Consider the following 15,530-nt stretch of genomic DNA (forward strand, 5'->3'; position numbering starts at 1 on the left):
CGCGCGGCGTCGAGCGGCGGGCCGATCGAGGGCTGGGCCGTTAGGGTGACCGCGTGGCGAGAGTGCGGTTGACAGTGGCGGAGAGGCGCGAGGAGTTGCTGCGCGCCGCGGTGGAGCAGATCGAGGCCCGGGGGGTCGCGGCGGTCCGGATCTCCGACGTGGCCTCCTCCCTCGGAGTGAGCAACGCCCTGGTGCTCTATCACTTCTCGACGAAGGAGAAGCTCGTCGCCGCCGCCTTCACGTACGCGGCCGAGGGCGATCTGACCCATCTGGGGCAGCTGCTCGGACGGCGCACGACCGCGCTGCGGCGGCTGCGTTCCGCCGTGCGCTGGTACGCGCCCACGGGCCAGGCCAAGGGCTGGCGGCTGTGGATCGAGGGCTGGGCGGCGGCGCTGCGCGATCCGGCCCTGCGGGAGGTCACCCGGGACCTCGACCGGCGCTGGAAGGCGGCGATCGCCGAAGTCATCGCCGAGGGCGTGGCAGCGGGCGAGTTCGAGTGCCCCGACCCGATGGAGACCGCGCTGCGGCTGACGGCGCTGCTCGACGGCATCGCCGTCCAGCAGACGTCGTACGGCGGCACCGTGTCCCGGGCCCGCGCCCAGGAGTGGGTGGACGGCGCACTCGCCCGCGAGCTCGGACTGGACGCGGTGTCGGCGGACCGACGCGCCTGACGCACCGGCCGCGCGGCCGACCCGGCATCGGCCGCCGGATCGGCCGGCGCCCCCGGCCGGCCGCGGTTCAGGCCACCGAGGCGATCCGTTCCTTGATGTCGCCGGGCGACAGCGTGCCCTTCGCGGTCACGTGGTCGCCGGAGGACTCACCGCGCAGCCGGCGGCCGATCCACGGCACCAGGTACTCGCGCGCCCACTGGACGTCGTCCCGGCGGATCTCCAGCGTGCCGCGCGGCGGAAGCTGCGGCCAGGGCTGTTCCGGATCGGCCGGGACGGCGACACCGAGGGCCTGTCCGGCGCGCAGCGCCACACGCGTGTGCCCCTCGGGCGAGAGGTGCAGCCGGTCGCTGTCCCAGGCCCTGCGGTCCTGGACGGACTTGAGGGACCACAGGTCGAGCACCGGACAGCCGTACCGGTCGGCGATGGCGCGCACATGCCCGTTGTACGTGGCGATCTTGCCGCGCAGGTGTTTCAGCAGGGGCACGCCCCGCGTGTCGAAGCCGGTGGTCACCAGCACGGTGCCCGCGGCGGCGGTGAGCGCCGCGACCGCCCGCTCGAAGCGCTCGGCGACGTCGTCCGGGTCGGTGCCGGGCCGCAGGATGTCGTTGCCGCCGGCGCAGAAGGAGACCAGGTCCGGCGCCAGTTCGACCGCGCGCGGAAGCTGGTCCGCCATGATCTGGTCGAGCAGCTTTCCGCGCACCGCGAGGTTCGTGTACTCGAAGTCGTCCTCGGCTCGGCGGTCCGCGAGGAGTACGGCGAACCGGTCGGCCCAGCCGACGAACGCTCCGTCGGGGCCCGGATCGCCGACGCCCTCGGTGAAGCTGTCCCCCACCGCCACGTACGACCCGATCACTGATCTGCTGTCATTCTTCGAATCGTCTGCCACATCGGTCCATGATTCACCTTTGAATATGACCTACGCGAACGTAGGAAGGGGTTGACGGGCGGTGAGATAAGCCACTGCCAAAGGATTGGTCAACTGCGGAATACGGCGCGGGTGTCGGCGGGCACGGGCCCAGGGACGGCGGCAGCGGACGACGGACGGCGCGACGACGGGGCGGCGTGAGGTCGGACGGCGTGACGGCCGGACGGCGTGACGGCCGGACGGGTACGCCGAAGGCCGGGCCCCGGGATCGGGGTCCGGCCTTCGGCGGCGTGCCGGGGCGGGCGTCAGCCGACGGAGACGCCGTGCGAGCCGAGGTAGGCGACGGGGTCCACGTCCGAGCCGTAGTCGGGCGTGGTGCGGATCTCGAAGTGCAGGTGAGGGCCGGTCACGTTACCGGTCGCACCGGAGTATCCGACCTGCTGGCCCGCGGTCACCGTCTGGCCGCTGGAGACGGACAGCGAGGACAGGTGAGCGTACTGGGCGTAGTAGCCGTCGGCGAGCCGGATGACGACCTGGTTGCCGTACGCGCCGGCCCAGCCGGCCGAGACGACCGTGCCCGCACCGACGGCCTTGAGCGGGGTGCCGGTCGGGGTGACGAAGTCGACGCCGGTGTGGTAGCCGCTGGACCACATGCTGCCCGCGACCTTGTACGCGGTGCCGACGCCGCCGTCCACGGGTGCGACGTAACCGCTGGAGGGGGTGGCGGTGCCGGCGGTCCGGTCGGCCGCGGAGACGTCGGACGACGACTCCCCGGACGATTCCGCCGCGTACCCGGCAGCGTCGGACCGGCCCGAGGACTCCGAGGCCGGAGCGGACTCAGCCGGAGCGGACGAACCCGATGCTTCGGACGAACCGGACGAAGTGGTCGAAGGCCGCTCCGTGTCGGCAGCGGCCTTGCCGCCTATCACGAGCTTCAGACCGGGGTGGATCAGCGAGGGATTCCCGCCGACGGCCTCACGGTTGTCCGCGTACAGCTCCTGCCAGCCACCACTGACATTCTGCTCCTCGGCGATCTTCGAAAGACAGTCGCCGACCTTCACCGAATAGGTCTGCACGGCCGCTCTCTTCGCGGCGGACTTTTTCTCGGCGGATTTCTGCTGAGGGGCGCTCTTTTGCGTCGCGGCGGACTGGAGCGCCTTTCCCGGAGCGGATTCCGGGGTGGCGGCGTGGGCGCCGGAGACCCCCATGAACGGGAGAGCGAGCGCGGCGCCACCGGTGCCGGCGACGGCGATGGAACGGGTGAAACGCTGAACCTTGGGACGGCGGTGTTTACCCTTCGCGGGCATGGCGAATTCCTCTCCGTCGCCTGCGAGGTGAGCTGTCGGGTGCGGGCTGGAGATGCCCGGCCGCGCCGTGGCGCGGCTGTACCCCAAGCCGTTCCAGAGACCGGAACAGGCAGTTGTACCTGTGGGTCCCCCGCTCCTGCCGTAACGGGTGGGTGTGCGCGGGCACCGGGCGGCGGCAGGATTCGGCGTCCGCCCGGATCGGTCTGGAACGTAAGCGACCGAGACGCAATGGGACAAGCAAGAGGTTCCGCGCGAACCTCATCTTCTTGATCGGTTCACCGAATCAACGGTCACCCTCCGTGAATTCCGGATCTTTCCGCACCGGCAAATGCCCTTGATAGGCGTATGAATTACGTGAACATGACGGGCGACTCACGGTCACGAATATGACGCTCCTCACGTGACATCGCTCCAGGTTCCTTTACTCCGGAGCGAGTTGGAATGAAAGCGTCAATTCGGACAGAACAGTCAGATGCGACGCAGACGAAGAACCGTCGCATCCAGGTCGCCACGCAGCCCTGTGCGCAATCCGTGGTGCAGCAGCACGGCACCTCTGTACGTTTCGCCCGTTTCGCGGCATTCATAGGAGGCCGCGGGATCGAGCCCCCGCAGCCGCAGCGCCGGAACTGGCTCCCCGTAGGACTGCGCCTGGAGCCAGGCGAGGACGACGCTCTCGTCCCCGCGCACGTACTGCACGGCGCTGAGCCCGCCCCGCGGCGGGCGCAGCCGGTGGAGCTCCCCGCGCTGCACCAGCGGCCGGATCTCCTTGTACAGGGCCACCCAGTCACGGGCTTCGGCCAGCTCCGCGTCGGTCCAGCGGGTGAGATCGCCGCCCACGCCGAGCACGCCGGCCATGGCGCTGACGAAGCGGAAGCGCAGCGAACTGGCGCGGCCGTTCAGCTGGGTGTTGGGACTGTCGGTGACCCACGCGGCCATGACGCGCGCGGGGTGGACCTGGCTGAAGCCGTCCTGGATGGCGAGACGGTCGAGCGGGTCGGTGTTGTCCGAGGTCCACACCTGGTCGGTGCGGCTCATGATCCCGAGGTCGATCCGGCCGCCGCCGCCCGAGCAGGACTCGAAGGCGACCCCGGGGTGCGCGGCCCGCAACCGGTCCAGCAGGTCGTACAGAGCGCGCACGTGGTCGACCCACAGCCGCTGCGGGTACGCCTCTCCGGGCCAGCCGGCGTCGGTGAAGCAGCGGTTGAAGTCCCACTTCACGTAGTCGACGGGGGCGCTGGAGAGCAGTTCGTCGAGCTGCTCGAAGAGATGCTCCCGCACGTCCTCCCGCGCCAGGTTCAGCACCAGCTGATTGCGGAGTTCTGTCCTGGTTCGCCCCACTTGGTGCTGGACCCAGTCCGGATGGGCGCGGTACAGCTCGCTGTCCGGGTTGACCATCTCGGGCTCGACCCAGATCCCGAACTGCATCCCGAGCGCGTGCACGTCGTCGGCGAGCGGCTTGAGTCCGGCCGGGAAGCGGTCGGGGTTGGGCGTCCAGTCGCCGAGCCCCGCGCGGTCGCTGGTGCGGGTCCCGAACCAGCCGTCGTCGACGACGAACAGCTCCACGCCGACCTCCGCGGCCCGCCGGGCCAGCTCCCGCTGCTGGTCCTCGGAGATGTCGAACTCCGTGGCCTCCCAGGAGTTGAACAGCACCGGCCGGTCCCGCTCCGCGTCCGGGACGACGTACGCCCGCTGGTACGCGTGCCAGGCACGGCTGGCACCGCCGAAGCCGGCGTCGGTCCACAGGCCGGCGAAGACCGGTGTGGTGAAGGTCTCCCCCGTCGCCAGCCGCAGCAGGCCCGAGTCGTCGTGTCCGGCGCCGCCGGTGATCTGCACCCGCGCGTCCGGCAGCTGGGCCACGGCGATCCGCCACGAGCCCGACCAGCCGAGGGCGCAGCCGTACACCTCGCCGCGCTCCTCGGTCGCGTCGGTGTCCAGCGCCACCCAGGGCAGGTGCTGGTGCCCGGTGTGGCCGCGCCGGCTGCCGATGACCTTCTCGCCGTAGGTGAGGGGGGAACGGACGAGGCGGGACTCCGACGCCCAGCGGCCGTGCAGCTGCGACAGTCGCCACTCGTCGCGGTCCGGCAGCGTCCAGGTGGCGGAGTCGGCCCGCAGCAGCTCGGCCGCGGGCCCCTCGTTGCGCAGGGTCACCCAGCGCTCGACGACGTCGTGGCGCATCCGGTAGTGCAGCGTGATCGCGAGCCCGTCGTCAGCGAAGCGCAGCCGCAGCTCGGCGTCCTCGACGTCGTACCCCTCGAAGGTCCACTGCGTGCCGCGCCGCTCCTCGGTGCGCACGGACAGGGCCGGGCGCGTGAAGCGCGGGCCGCCTTCGACCGGGTACTCCTCGCGCCCGTCGAGCGGGGACTCGAACGGCCAGTACTCCGGCAGGGGGCGGACGGCGAGCGCCTCGGCGTCGGCGAGGGCGATCGCGGGACCCCAGTGCAGATGCAGCAGCTCGTCCCGGTCCGTGACGTGCACGGCATAGCTGCTGGCGGGCCCCGACAGCAGCCACGTCCGCCCGTTCTCCGCGATCTCCAACATCAGGGCACCCCCACAGAATCCGACAAGGCCGATCAGGCACCAACATCATCCAGCGCCGCGAGCCCCGGGGGCAACGTCTGTGGACAACTCGCCCGACCCTCCATGACCCCCTGTGGACGAACTCATTGCCTCAGGAATCCATGTCGTATGGTCGACTGCGTGCCCGTCGACGAGCCGCGCCGACGGGGCGATGGGAGGGAGCCCCCGTGACGCAGCAGGTGCCGTCGACCGAGCCGGAGCTGGCCGCAGTGCGCAACTTCCGTGACGTGGGCGGCCTGCCGACGGTCGACGGCCGGCGCGTGCGGCACGGTGTGCTGTTCCGCAGCGGCCATCTCGCGCACGCCACCGCCGAGGACGCCGCCTTCCTCGCCTCCCTCGGACTGCACACGGTCTTCGACTTCCGCAATGCGGCGGACCAGAAGCTCGAAGGCCCCGACGTCGAACTGCCGGGCGTGCGCAATGTGAACCTGCCGCTGACCGACCCCGCCGACGGCGCCGAGTTCTGGAAGATGGTCCGCGACGGCGACCTCGACCAGTTGCGCTCCGTCCTCGCGGACGGCAAGGCCGCGAACCGGATGATCGCCTCGTACCGCACGATCATCAAGGAGCGCACCGGCATGCACTCCCAGGTGCTGCACGCGCTCGCCGAGGACAGCGTCCCGGCACTGATGCACTGCGCGGCCGGCAAGGACCGCGCCGGGCTGTCGGTCGCCGTCACCCTGCTCGCCGTCGGCGTGGAGCGCGACGCGATCCTCGCGGACTACCTGGAGTCCAACGCCAAGCACCGCCGGTACAAGGTGCACCGCAGCAGCAGCTCCGCCGCCGCGTACTCGCCGGAGGTCATGGAGCTGCTCGGCCCGCTGTTCGACGCGCGCGCCGAGTACCTCTCGGCCGCCATCGAGACCATCGAGGAGACCTGGGGCGGCGTGGACACCTATCTGGAGCAGGGACTGGGCCTCGCCCCGCAGACGCGTGAGCGGCTGCGCGAGCGGCTGCTCGACTGAGCCCGCCCGGCCCGCGGGCCGGGCCCGGCCCGCGGGCCTACTTCGCCCCGACCTCGAACAGGAGGTAGAGGAAGCCGGCGAAGACATGCCCCGCCGCGATGTAGATGAGCAGCCGGACCCAGATCCCGCGCGGCAGCTTCTCCTCGATGTCGCTCATGGTGTTTCTCCTGTGATGGGGCCCAGGCACAGTGCGGCCGTGGGGCTCTGCAAGAGGGTGTGGACGAACAGGAGCTCGACCCCGTCGGCGTCCTGTGCGGCGATGCGGTGCGGGGTCAGCGAGTCGAAGTGGGCGCTGTCCCCCGGGCCGAGCGCGTGCACGGCGTCCGCGAGACGCAGCCGCAGCCGCCCCTTCAGGACGTACAGCCACTCCTCACCGGGGTGCACGCGCACGATGTCGCCCTGTGAGCCGTGCGGCACATGGACGCGCAGCGCCTGCATGCCGCGGCCGGGCGACCCGGCCTGCCAGTACGTCCAGCCGCCCGCCGGGGTCGGCTCCATGTCGGTGGCACGCACGACGGCGTCCCGTTCGGCCACCGTCTCGCCGAGCAGCTCGGAGACCGTCGTACCGTAGATGCGGGCGAGCGCGAGCAGCATCGGCAGCGAGGGCTGGCGCTGTCCGGTCTCCAGACGGGAGAGATGGGCGGGCGACAGCCCGGCGGCGCGGGCCGCGGCCTCCAGGGTGAGCGCGGCCCGGCGGCGCAGCGCACGCAGCTGCGGCGCCACCGCGGGCAGGTCCGGGTCGGGACCGGCCGTCCGTCCGGGGCCGGGCTCGGAGCCGGGGTGAGGTGAGCTCATGCCCACCATTCAGCCGCATTCTTGCCTCTCTGGCAAATCTCTTGCCTCAGAGGCAAAGCGCTCCGGGACTTCCGGTCACCGCTGGGCGACCGCCTGCTTGACCAGGGTCTTCCCGAAGTCCCACATCAGTCCGCCGCCGCTGTGCGCGTCGTCCATCACCTCCGTGAAGGCGTCGACGAACCGGTCCACCTCGCGCTCGCCGATGATCAGCGGCGGGATCAGCTTGATCACCTCCATGTGGTCACCGGAGACCTGGGTGAGGATCCGGTGCCGCTGGAGCAGGGGCACGACCACCATCTGGGCGAACAGCCCCTTGCGCGCGGCCTGCAGCATGGCCCAGCGGCTGCGCAGCTTCAGCGACCGGGGGCGGCCGAACTCGATGCCGATCATCAGGCCCCGGCCGCGGACGTCGGCCAGCAGCTCGTACTTGTCGATCAGCGCCGCCAGCCGGGACCTGAGCAGCTCGCCCGTGGCGCGGGCGCCCGCGACGACCTGCTCGTTCTCCATCACCGACAGCACGGCCAGGCCCGCCGCCATCGCCTGCGCGTTGGATCCGAAGCTGGCCGAGTGCACCAGCACCCGGTCCATCGACGAGTAGACCTTCTTGAAGATCCAGTCCTTGCCCAGGGTCGCGCCGACGGGTACGTAACCGCCCGACAGGGCCTTGGCCACGCACACCAGGTCCGGCTCGACGCCCTCCTCGTGCTGATGGGCGTAGAAGTCCCCGGTCCGGCCCAGCCCCGTCTGCACCTCGTCGGCGATGAGCAGCGCCCGGTGCCGGTGGAGCAGTTCCTGGGCCGCGCGCAGATGGCCGGGCGGGGCCGCGTGCACACCCTTGCCCTGGATCGGCTCGACGATCAGGGCGGCGACGTCGCCCTTCTTCAGCTCCCGGGCCAGGGCGTCCAGGTCGCCGAGCGGGACGGCCGTGTCGGGCAGCAGCGGGGCGAAGCCGTCCCGGAAGCCGGACTCGCCGTTGACCGACAGCGAGCCCGTGGTCAGTCCGTGGAAGGCGTGCGCGCAGTACAGGATCCTCGGCCGGCCGGTGGCGAACCGGGCGAACTTCAGCGCGGTCTCCACGGCCTCCGTACCGCTGTTGCCGAAGAACACCCGGTCCAGGTGCGGGGTGTACGACAGCAGCTTCTCGGCCAGCAGTCCGGGCAGCGGCTGGCAGTCGAAGCGGGTGAGGTCGGCGAGCCGGGCGTCCAGGACGTCGTGCAGCGCCTTGCGGACGACAGGGTGGTGGCGGCCGAGGCCCATCACGCCGAAGCCGGCGAGCATGTCCAGGTAGTCGTTGCCCTCCGCGTCCCAGAAGTACGCGCCCTCGGCCCGTTCGTAGACCCTGTCGAAGCCGATGGTGTGCAGCATGCGCGGGAGCTGGTGGTTGAGGTGCCTGGTGTGCAGCTCGTAGCGCTCGGCCCCGCGCTCGGCCAGCAGCGCCCCGAGGTCGAAGTCCCGATCGGGCCGGGACTCCGGGGGCTGGGACGCGGATTCCGCGGTTGTCATGGCTGGGTCTCCTTGGACGGCTCTTCCGTGGCGGCTGACTTGCCGGACGGCACCTCCATGGGGGCGGTCTCCCGGGCCCGCTCCTCCTTGACGGCGAGGCTCGCGCTGATCCGTCCGGCGACCTCGACCGGTGTCAGTCCGATGTCGGCGAGCACCTCGCCGCGCTTGGCGTGCGCGAGGAACTGCTCCGGGATGCCGAACCGCCGTACGGGCACGTCCACTTCGGCGTCGCCGAGGGCCAGGGCGATCGCGGAGCCCACACCCGCGGCGCGGCTGTTGTCCTCGACGACGGCGACCAGGCGGTGCGCGGCGGCGAGAGCGGGCAGCGCCGGGTCGACGGGCTTGACCCAGCGGGGGTCCACGACCGTGCAGCCGATGCCGCGCGCTTCGAGCAGTTCGGCGGCCTGGAGGCAGACCGGCGCCATGACACCGACGGCGACCAGCAGGACGTCCGACGGCTCGCTCCGGTGCAGTACGTCGACGCCGCCCACCCGGTCGACCGCCGGGACGGCCGGGCCCACCGATTCCTTGGGGAAGCGCACCAGCGTCGGCGCGTCGTCGACGGCGACCGCCTCGCGCAACTGGGCCCGCAACTGGTCGGCGTCGCGCGGCGCGGCGATCCTCAGGCCGGGCACGACCTGGAGGACCGACATGTCCCACATGCCGTTGTGGGAGGCCCCGTCGGCGCCCGTCACGCCGGCCCGGTCCAGGACGAAGGTGACCCCGCAGCGGTGCAGCGCCACGTCCATCAGCAGCTGGTCGAAGGCGCGGTTGAGGAAGGTGGCGTAGACGGCGACGACCGGGTGCAGTCCCCCGGTCGCCAGTCCGGCCGCCGACACCGCCGCGTGCTGTTCGGCGATCCCGACGTCCCACACCCGGTCCGGGAACCGCTCCGCGAACCCCCCGAGGCCGACGGGGTGCAGCATGGCCGCCGTGATCGCCACGACGTCCTCCCGCTCCTCGCCGATCCGGACGATCTCGTCGCCGAAGACCGAGGTCCACGAGGGCGCCGCCGACGGATCCAGCGGCGCGCAGGTCAACGGGTCCATCACCCCGACCGTGTGGAAGTGGTCCTCCTCGTGCGCGAGGGCCGGTTCGTAGCCGCGGCCCTTCTCGGTGAGGCAGTGCACGAGCACCGGCCCGTGGAAGCGCTTCGCGCGCCGCAGCGCCGACTCGACGGCCTTGACGTCGTGTCCGTCGATCGGGCCGACGTACTTCAGCCCCAGATCCTCGAACATCCCCTGCGGCGCGAACGCGTCCTTGAATCCCTTCTTCGCGCCGTGCAGGGCCTCGTAGACCGTGCCGCCCACGATCGGCGTGCGCTGCAGCACGTCCTTGCCCCAGGCGAGGACCCTCTCGTACGAGTCGGTGGTGCGCAGTGTCGCGAGATGGTTGGCCAGACCGCCGATGGTCGGCGCGTAGGACCGCTCGTTGTCGTTGACGACGATGATCAGCGGCCGGTTCTTGGCGGCCGCGATGTTGTTCAGCGCCTCCCAGGCCATGCCGCCGGTCAGCGCGCCGTCGCCGATCACCGCGACGACATGGCCCTTCTCGCCCTGCACCTGACGGGCCTTGGCGAGTCCGTCGGCCCAGCCGAGCGCGGTGGAGGCGTGGCTGTTCTCGACGACGTCGTGCTCCGACTCCTCGCGCGAGGGGTAGCCGGACAGTCCGCCCTTGCCCCGCAGTTTCGAGAAGTCCTGACGCCCCGTCAGCAGCTTGTGCACATAGCTCTGGTGCCCGGTGTCCCACAGGATGCGGTCGACGGGCGACTCGAAGACCCGGTGGAGCGCCACGGACAGCTCCACCACCCCCAGATTGGGTCCCAGGTGGCCGCCGGTCCGCGCGACCGCGTGCACCAGGAACTCCCTGATCTCTTCGGACAGTCGGCCTAGCTGCGCCTCGGACAGCGCCTTCAGGTCGCGTGGTCCCCGGATGCTCTCCAGAATCGCCACTCTCGGGCCCCCTCTCGGTCCGTGCCTCGCCTCAACTCACAGTCACTGCCGGCTTCCCCGTGACGACGGGGGCGCCCGTCGCGTCCCCGTCCGTCTCCATCTGCTCGGCGAGCTTCATGGCCTCTTCGATCAGCGTCTCGACGATCTTGGACTCGGGAACGGTCTTGATCACCTCGCCCTTGACGAAGATCTGCCCCTTGCCATTACCCGAAGCCACACCCAGATCCGCCTCACGAGCCTCCCCCGGCCCGTTCACCACACAACCCATCACAGCCACCCGCAACGGGACCTCCATCCCCGTCAGCCCCGCCGTGACCTCCTCCGCCAGCTTGTACACATCCACCTGCGCACGACCGCACGACGGACACGACACGATCTCCAGACCACGCTGCCGCAGATTCAACGACTCCAGAATCTGGATACCGACCTTGATCTCCTCCACCGGCGGAGCCGACAACGACACCCGGATCGTGTCCCCGATCCCCTCACTGAGCAGCGCACCGAACGCCACCGCCGACTTGATCGTCCCCTGGAACGCCGGCCCCGCCTCCGTCACCCCCAGATGCAACGGATAGTCACACCGCGCCGCCAGCTGCCGGTACGCCTCGATCATCACCACAGGATCGTTGTGCTTCACCGAGATCTTGATGTCCCGGAAACCGTGCTCCTCGAACAGCGACGCCTCCCACAACGCCGACTCCACCAGCGCCTCCGGAGTCGCCTTGCCGTACTTCTGCAGCAGACGACGGTCCAACGACCCCGCGTTCACCCCGATCCGGATCGGCGTACCGTGCTCCTTCGCCGCCCCCGCGATCTCCCGCACCTTGTCGTCGAACTGCTTGATGTTCCCCGGATTCACCCGCACCGCGGCACAACCCGCCTCGATCGCCGCGAACACATACTTCGGCTGGAAATGAATATCCGCGATCACCGGAATCTGCGACTTCCGCGCGATCGTCGCCAGCGCATCCGCATCATCCTGCGTCGGACACGCCACCCGCACGATCTGACACCCCGACGCCGTCAACTCGGCGATCTGCTGCAACGTCGCACCGATGTCCGACGTACGCGTCGTCGTCATCGACTGCACCGACACCGGAGCATCCCCACCCACCGCCACCGACCCGACCTGGACCCGGCGGGACGCGCGCCGCGCCGCGACCGGCCGGGCCGGCACCTCGGGAAGGCCGAGGGAAATGGCCGTCATGACATCACTCCCGGTTTCCGGAGACGGTCTCGCGCATGGCGCGCAGCGACTCCTTCAGGGAGCCCATGGTGGCGAGGACGGCTGTGGGCTCGTAGCCGCAGTGGGCCATGCAGTTGGCGCAGCGGGGGTCCTTGCCGCGGCCGTACTTGTCCCAGTCGGTCTCCTCGATCAGCTCGCGGTACGTGGGCACGTATCCGTCGCTCATCAGGTAGCAGGGGCGCTGCCAGCCGAACAGCGAGTAGTTCGGGATGGCCCACGCCGTGCAGGGGAAGTCGACCCTGCCTTCGAGGAAGTCGAGGAACAGCGGCGAGTGGTTGAGCCGCCAGCGGCGCCGGTTGCCGCCCGCGAAGGCCTTCCTGAACAGTTCACGGGTCTGCTCGACACCGAGGAAGTGCTCCTGGTCGGGCGCCTTCTCGTAGGCGTACGCCGGCGAGATCATCATCTCGTCGACCTGGAGGTCGTCGTTGAGGAAGTTCAGCACCTCGACGACGGTCTGCGGGGTGTCGGTGTTGAAGAAGGTCGAGTTGGTGGTGACCCGGAAGCCGCGTCGCTTCGCCTCCTTGATGGCCGCCACGGCCTCGTCGAACACGCCCTCCTTCGCCACCGACTCGTCGTGCCGCTCGCGCAGGCCGTCGATGTGCACGGCGAAGGCGAAGTACGGCGACGGCTTGAACTTGTCCATCTTCTTGCGCAGCAGCATCGCGTTGGTGCAGAGGAAGACGTACTTCCGCTTGGCGGCCAGCTGGCGCACGATCTCGTCGATCTGGGGGTGCATCAGGGGCTCGCCACCGGCGATCGACACCATCGGCGCACCGGACTCCAGCACCGCTCCCACGGCCTGGGCGACGGGCATGCGCTGCTTGAGCACCCCGGCCGGGTGCTGGATCTTGCCGCAGCCCTCGCACTTCAGATTGCAGGCGAAGAGTGGCTCCAGTTCGACGATGAGCGGGAACTTGTCGCGCCTACGAAGCCTCTGTTCGGCCAAGTATGTAGCGACCTTGATGGACTGGCGCAGCGGCATGGCCATCGGGCTCACCTCCTGGGGAGCAGCACATTACGGTGCCATTCATAGAATGTCGGAAGAATGGATCGCAGGACGCGGAAAGCTGATATTCCACCGCGCACCGTGCCGATACGGACGAGTTCATGTTCTGGAGCGTCCACGACCACCCGGACGGCCGCAACCGGACGCGCACCCGTACGCCCGGCGCTCAGAAGCGTTGCGGCCGACTCCATGTCGGCCGCGATCGCGCCGGTGGCCAGCAGCTCGGACCGCTCCGGACCGCGTACGACGTGGTCGGCACCGGTGAGCGGCCCGGTGTGGACGGTGCGGCCGGGCACGGCGCGGGTGAGTTCCTTGACCAGCAGCTCGGTTCCGTCGCAGGGGGTGCTGCCGTCCGGGTGCCGGGTCTCCTCGGCGACGACCAGGTCGCCGGGGTGCATGCCCGGGGCGAGCCCCGCGCAGAAGCCGGTGGCGAGCACGGCCGCGTCGGTGAGGGCCGGGTCCGCGAGCGCCCGGGTGACGGCGCGCTCGGCCGCCCGGGGCCCCATACCGGTGCGCAGCACGACGACCGGCCCGCCGGCACCGCCGCGGTCGCCCAGGCGCAGGGCCAGGCGTTCGATGCCGAGCGCGCAGGCGATCAGCAGCGGTTCCGGTGCCGGCCGCGTGCTCATCCGCTCCCCCGGGCCTGCGCGAGGGGCTCGGCGTGGACGTACCGGCCGAGCGCGGTCAGCGGGAAGACCTGCCGGTAGAGGTGGTAGTTGATGGAGAAGTCCCACGGGAAGCCCGTGCCGGTGAAGTACGGCTCGTCCCAGGACCCGTCCTCCCGCTGGGTCGCCACCAGCCAGGCGACGCCGCGCTCCACGGCCTTGGAGTCCCGCTCCCCGGCCGCCAGCAGGGCCATCAGCGCCCAGGCGGTCTGCGAGGCGGTGGAGGCGCCCCGGCCGCTCCAGCTCCGGGCGTCGTCGTAGGAGCGCAGGTCCTCGCCCCAGCCGCCGTCGTCGTTCTGCACCTTCTCCAGCCAGGTCACCGCGCGGCGGACCGCCGGGTGCGAGCCGGGGATGCCGGCGGCGACGAGGGCGGGCACCACCGATCCGGTGCCGTAGACGTAGTTGACGCCCCATCGCCCGAACCAGGAACCGTCGGGCTCCTGCTCGGCCAGCAGCCACTGGATGCCGCGCCGGGTGCGCGGGTCGTGGGCGAGGCCCTCGAGGGCGAGCATCTCCACCACGTGCGCGGTGACATCGGCGGACGGTGGGTCGATGACCTCGCCGAAGTCGCAGAACGGCAGCCGGTTGGGGAAGGGGCTGGTGTTGTCGACGTCGAAGGCGCCCCAGGCGCCGTTCTTCGACTGCATGCCGAGGTTCCAGCGCACGCCGCGGCCGATCGCCCGGTCCACCCGTTCCTGGTCGTGGTGCCGGACCCGGCGCAGCGCGAGGACCACCTCGGCGGTGTCGTCGATGTCGGGGTAGTTGTCGTTGTGGAACTCGAAGGCCCAGCCGCCGGGCGGCAGACCCGGCCGGCGCACCGACCAGTCGCCGGGCCGGACGATCTGCTCGCCCAGCATCCAGTCCGCCGCCTTGACCAGCTGCGGGTGGTCGGCGGGCACACCGGCGTCGGCCAGCGCGATGGTCGCCAGACAGGTGTCCCACACCGGGGACTGGCAGGCCTCGATCATCCGGGCCCCGTCCTCGCGCCACACGGCGTACCGGTCCAGGGACTCGAGGCCGGCCCGCATCACGGGGTGCCGCAGGTCGTAGCCGAGCAGATGCAGCGCGATCAGCGAGTACACCGCGGGCGGCTGGATGCCGCCCCAGCAGCCGTCGTTCTCCTGCCGCTCGATGATCCAGCGTGCGGCCGCGCGCATCGCGGCCCTGCGCAGCCCTCGGGGGGCGACCTTCCGCAGGACGTGCAGTGCCCTGTCCAGACGCTGGAAGGCCCCGTCCCAGGTGGCCGCCGGGGCCAGCGGCCGGACCGGGTTCGGCACGGCGGGATCGGTGTGCAGCTCGTCCAGCGGGAAGGGGGCCGGCCGGACCGGCCGCTTCGCGGACACGACGGTCAGCGGGACGATGGTCTGCCGCGCCCAGCAGCCGAAGTCGTAGATGTTGAGCGGCACCCACTTGGGGAAGTAGATGATCTCCGGCGGGAGTTCGGGCAGGTCCTCCCACTTCCACCAGCCGAAGAGGGCCAGCCAGATCCTGGTGAAGACGCGGGCGGCCGCGATGCCGCCCCGGTCCCGGATCCACTGCGACGCTTCGGCCATGTGCGGCGCGTCGGGTTCGTCGCCGGCCAGTCGCAGGGCGACGTAGGCCTCGATGGTGGCGGAGAGTTCACCCGGTCCGCCGTGGAAGGTGGCCCAGGTGCCGTCCTCGCGCTGCTCCCCCCGGATGAACAGTGCGGCGGCCTGTGTGGTGGCCTCGTCGCGGACCCCCAGGAACTGGCGCAGGAGCAGGTCCTCGGCGTCCATGGTGACGTTCGTCTCCAGGTCGCCCTTCCACCAGCCCTCGGCGTCCTGCCGGGACAGCAGGTGGTCGGTGGCGCGCCGGGTGGCGTGCGCGGCGGCTTGTTCGACCCCGGCCGCCACGGGGGTGATGCTCTCGGTTTCGCTGGCCGCGGCTGCGCGGGGTGGCAGGGCCCCGGTGCTTCCGTCGGTCGTCGCTGTCATGGCTTCCCCTTCGTGCAGTCCTG

General features: G+C 70.9%; 13 protein-coding genes and 1 riboswitch. Of the genes, 2 read left to right on the forward strand and 11 right to left on the reverse strand.

Annotated elements, in window-relative coordinates:
* The first annotated feature begins 53 nt into the window (after positions 1-53).
* A complete protein-coding gene (locus tag DN051_RS08450) occupies positions 54-671 on the forward strand; it encodes a TetR/AcrR family transcriptional regulator (RefSeq protein WP_079001665.1) in 618 nt (205 codons plus the stop codon).
* Between the two features lie 67 nt (positions 672-738).
* Here DN051_RS08450 and DN051_RS08455 read toward each other — a convergent pair whose 3' ends face one another.
* The 3 genes from DN051_RS08455 to DN051_RS08465 form a co-directional block, all read right to left on the reverse strand.
* Positions 739-1,524 carry an SGNH/GDSL hydrolase family protein gene (locus DN051_RS08455; protein WP_112438412.1) on the reverse strand — a complete coding sequence of 262 codons (786 nt, stop codon included), beginning with the start codon at positions 1,522-1,524 and terminating at the stop codon, positions 739-741.
* Positions 1,525-1,841: 317 nt separating this feature from the next.
* Complete coding sequence (locus DN051_RS08460; RefSeq protein WP_112438413.1) at positions 1,842-2,843, reverse strand: M23 family metallopeptidase; 1,002 nt, start codon at positions 2,841-2,843, stop codon at positions 1,842-1,844.
* 4 nt (positions 2,844-2,847) lie between these two features.
* A riboswitch (cyclic di-AMP (ydaO/yuaA leader) is annotated at positions 2,848-3,008 on the reverse strand.
* A 303-nt stretch (positions 3,009-3,311) separates the two neighbouring features.
* Positions 3,312-5,381: an alpha-galactosidase gene (locus DN051_RS08465; protein ID WP_053762448.1), complete on the reverse strand. Its 2,070-nt coding sequence runs from the start codon at positions 5,379-5,381 to the stop codon at positions 3,312-3,314.
* 206 nt (positions 5,382-5,587) lie between these two features.
* Here DN051_RS08465 and DN051_RS08470 point away from each other — a divergent pair, with 206 nt between their 5' ends.
* Complete coding sequence (locus DN051_RS08470) at positions 5,588-6,385, forward strand: tyrosine-protein phosphatase (RefSeq protein WP_053762447.1); 798 nt, start codon at positions 5,588-5,590, stop codon at positions 6,383-6,385.
* A gap of 37 nt (positions 6,386-6,422) precedes the next feature.
* Here DN051_RS08470 and DN051_RS08475 read toward each other — a convergent pair whose 3' ends face one another.
* The 8 genes from DN051_RS08475 to shc all read right to left on the reverse strand — a co-directional run bounded on the left by DN051_RS08475 (position 6,423) and on the right by shc (position 15,507).
* On the reverse strand, positions 6,423-6,542 hold the full coding sequence (locus tag DN051_RS08475) for a DUF6126 family protein (protein WP_053762446.1): 120 nt from the start codon (positions 6,540-6,542) through the stop codon (positions 6,423-6,425).
* The gene (locus DN051_RS08480) at positions 6,539-7,180 is read right to left on the reverse strand and encodes a helix-turn-helix domain-containing protein (RefSeq protein WP_053762445.1); all 642 of its coding nucleotides are present in this window, start codon (positions 7,178-7,180) and stop codon (positions 6,539-6,541) included. Before DN051_RS08480 ends, DN051_RS08475 begins: the two co-directional genes overlap by 4 nt.
* A 75-nt stretch (positions 7,181-7,255) precedes the next feature.
* Positions 7,256-8,683: an aspartate aminotransferase family protein gene (locus DN051_RS08485; RefSeq protein WP_053762444.1), complete on the reverse strand. Its 1,428-nt coding sequence runs from the start codon at positions 8,681-8,683 to the stop codon at positions 7,256-7,258.
* On the reverse strand, positions 8,680-10,635 hold the full coding sequence (dxs, locus tag DN051_RS08490) for a 1-deoxy-D-xylulose-5-phosphate synthase (protein WP_053762443.1): 1,956 nt from the start codon (positions 10,633-10,635) through the stop codon (positions 8,680-8,682). The genes DN051_RS08485 and dxs overlap by 4 nt, the downstream gene beginning before the upstream one ends.
* 31 nt (positions 10,636-10,666) lie before the next feature.
* Complete coding sequence (ispG, locus tag DN051_RS08495; RefSeq protein WP_112438414.1) at positions 10,667-11,842, reverse strand: flavodoxin-dependent (E)-4-hydroxy-3-methylbut-2-enyl-diphosphate synthase; 1,176 nt, start codon at positions 11,840-11,842, stop codon at positions 10,667-10,669.
* A gap of 4 nt (positions 11,843-11,846) precedes the next feature.
* A complete protein-coding gene (gene hpnH, locus DN051_RS08500) occupies positions 11,847-12,869 on the reverse strand; it encodes an adenosyl-hopene transferase HpnH (protein WP_112438415.1) in 1,023 nt (340 codons plus the stop codon).
* 5 nt (positions 12,870-12,874) lie between these two features.
* Positions 12,875-13,516, reverse strand: a complete 642-nt coding sequence (locus DN051_RS08505) for a phosphorylase family protein (protein WP_053758992.1) — start codon at positions 13,514-13,516, stop codon at positions 12,875-12,877.
* The gene (gene shc / locus DN051_RS08510; RefSeq protein ID WP_053758993.1) at positions 13,513-15,507 is read right to left on the reverse strand and encodes a squalene--hopene cyclase; all 1,995 of its coding nucleotides are present in this window, start codon (positions 15,505-15,507) and stop codon (positions 13,513-13,515) included. Before shc ends, DN051_RS08505 begins: the two co-directional genes overlap by 4 nt.
* Between the last annotated feature and the right edge of the window lie 23 nt (positions 15,508-15,530).

This window comes from Streptomyces cadmiisoli (genome assembly GCF_003261055.1).
GTDB classification, from domain to species: Bacteria; Actinomycetota; Actinomycetes; order Streptomycetales; family Streptomycetaceae; genus Streptomyces; species Streptomyces cadmiisoli.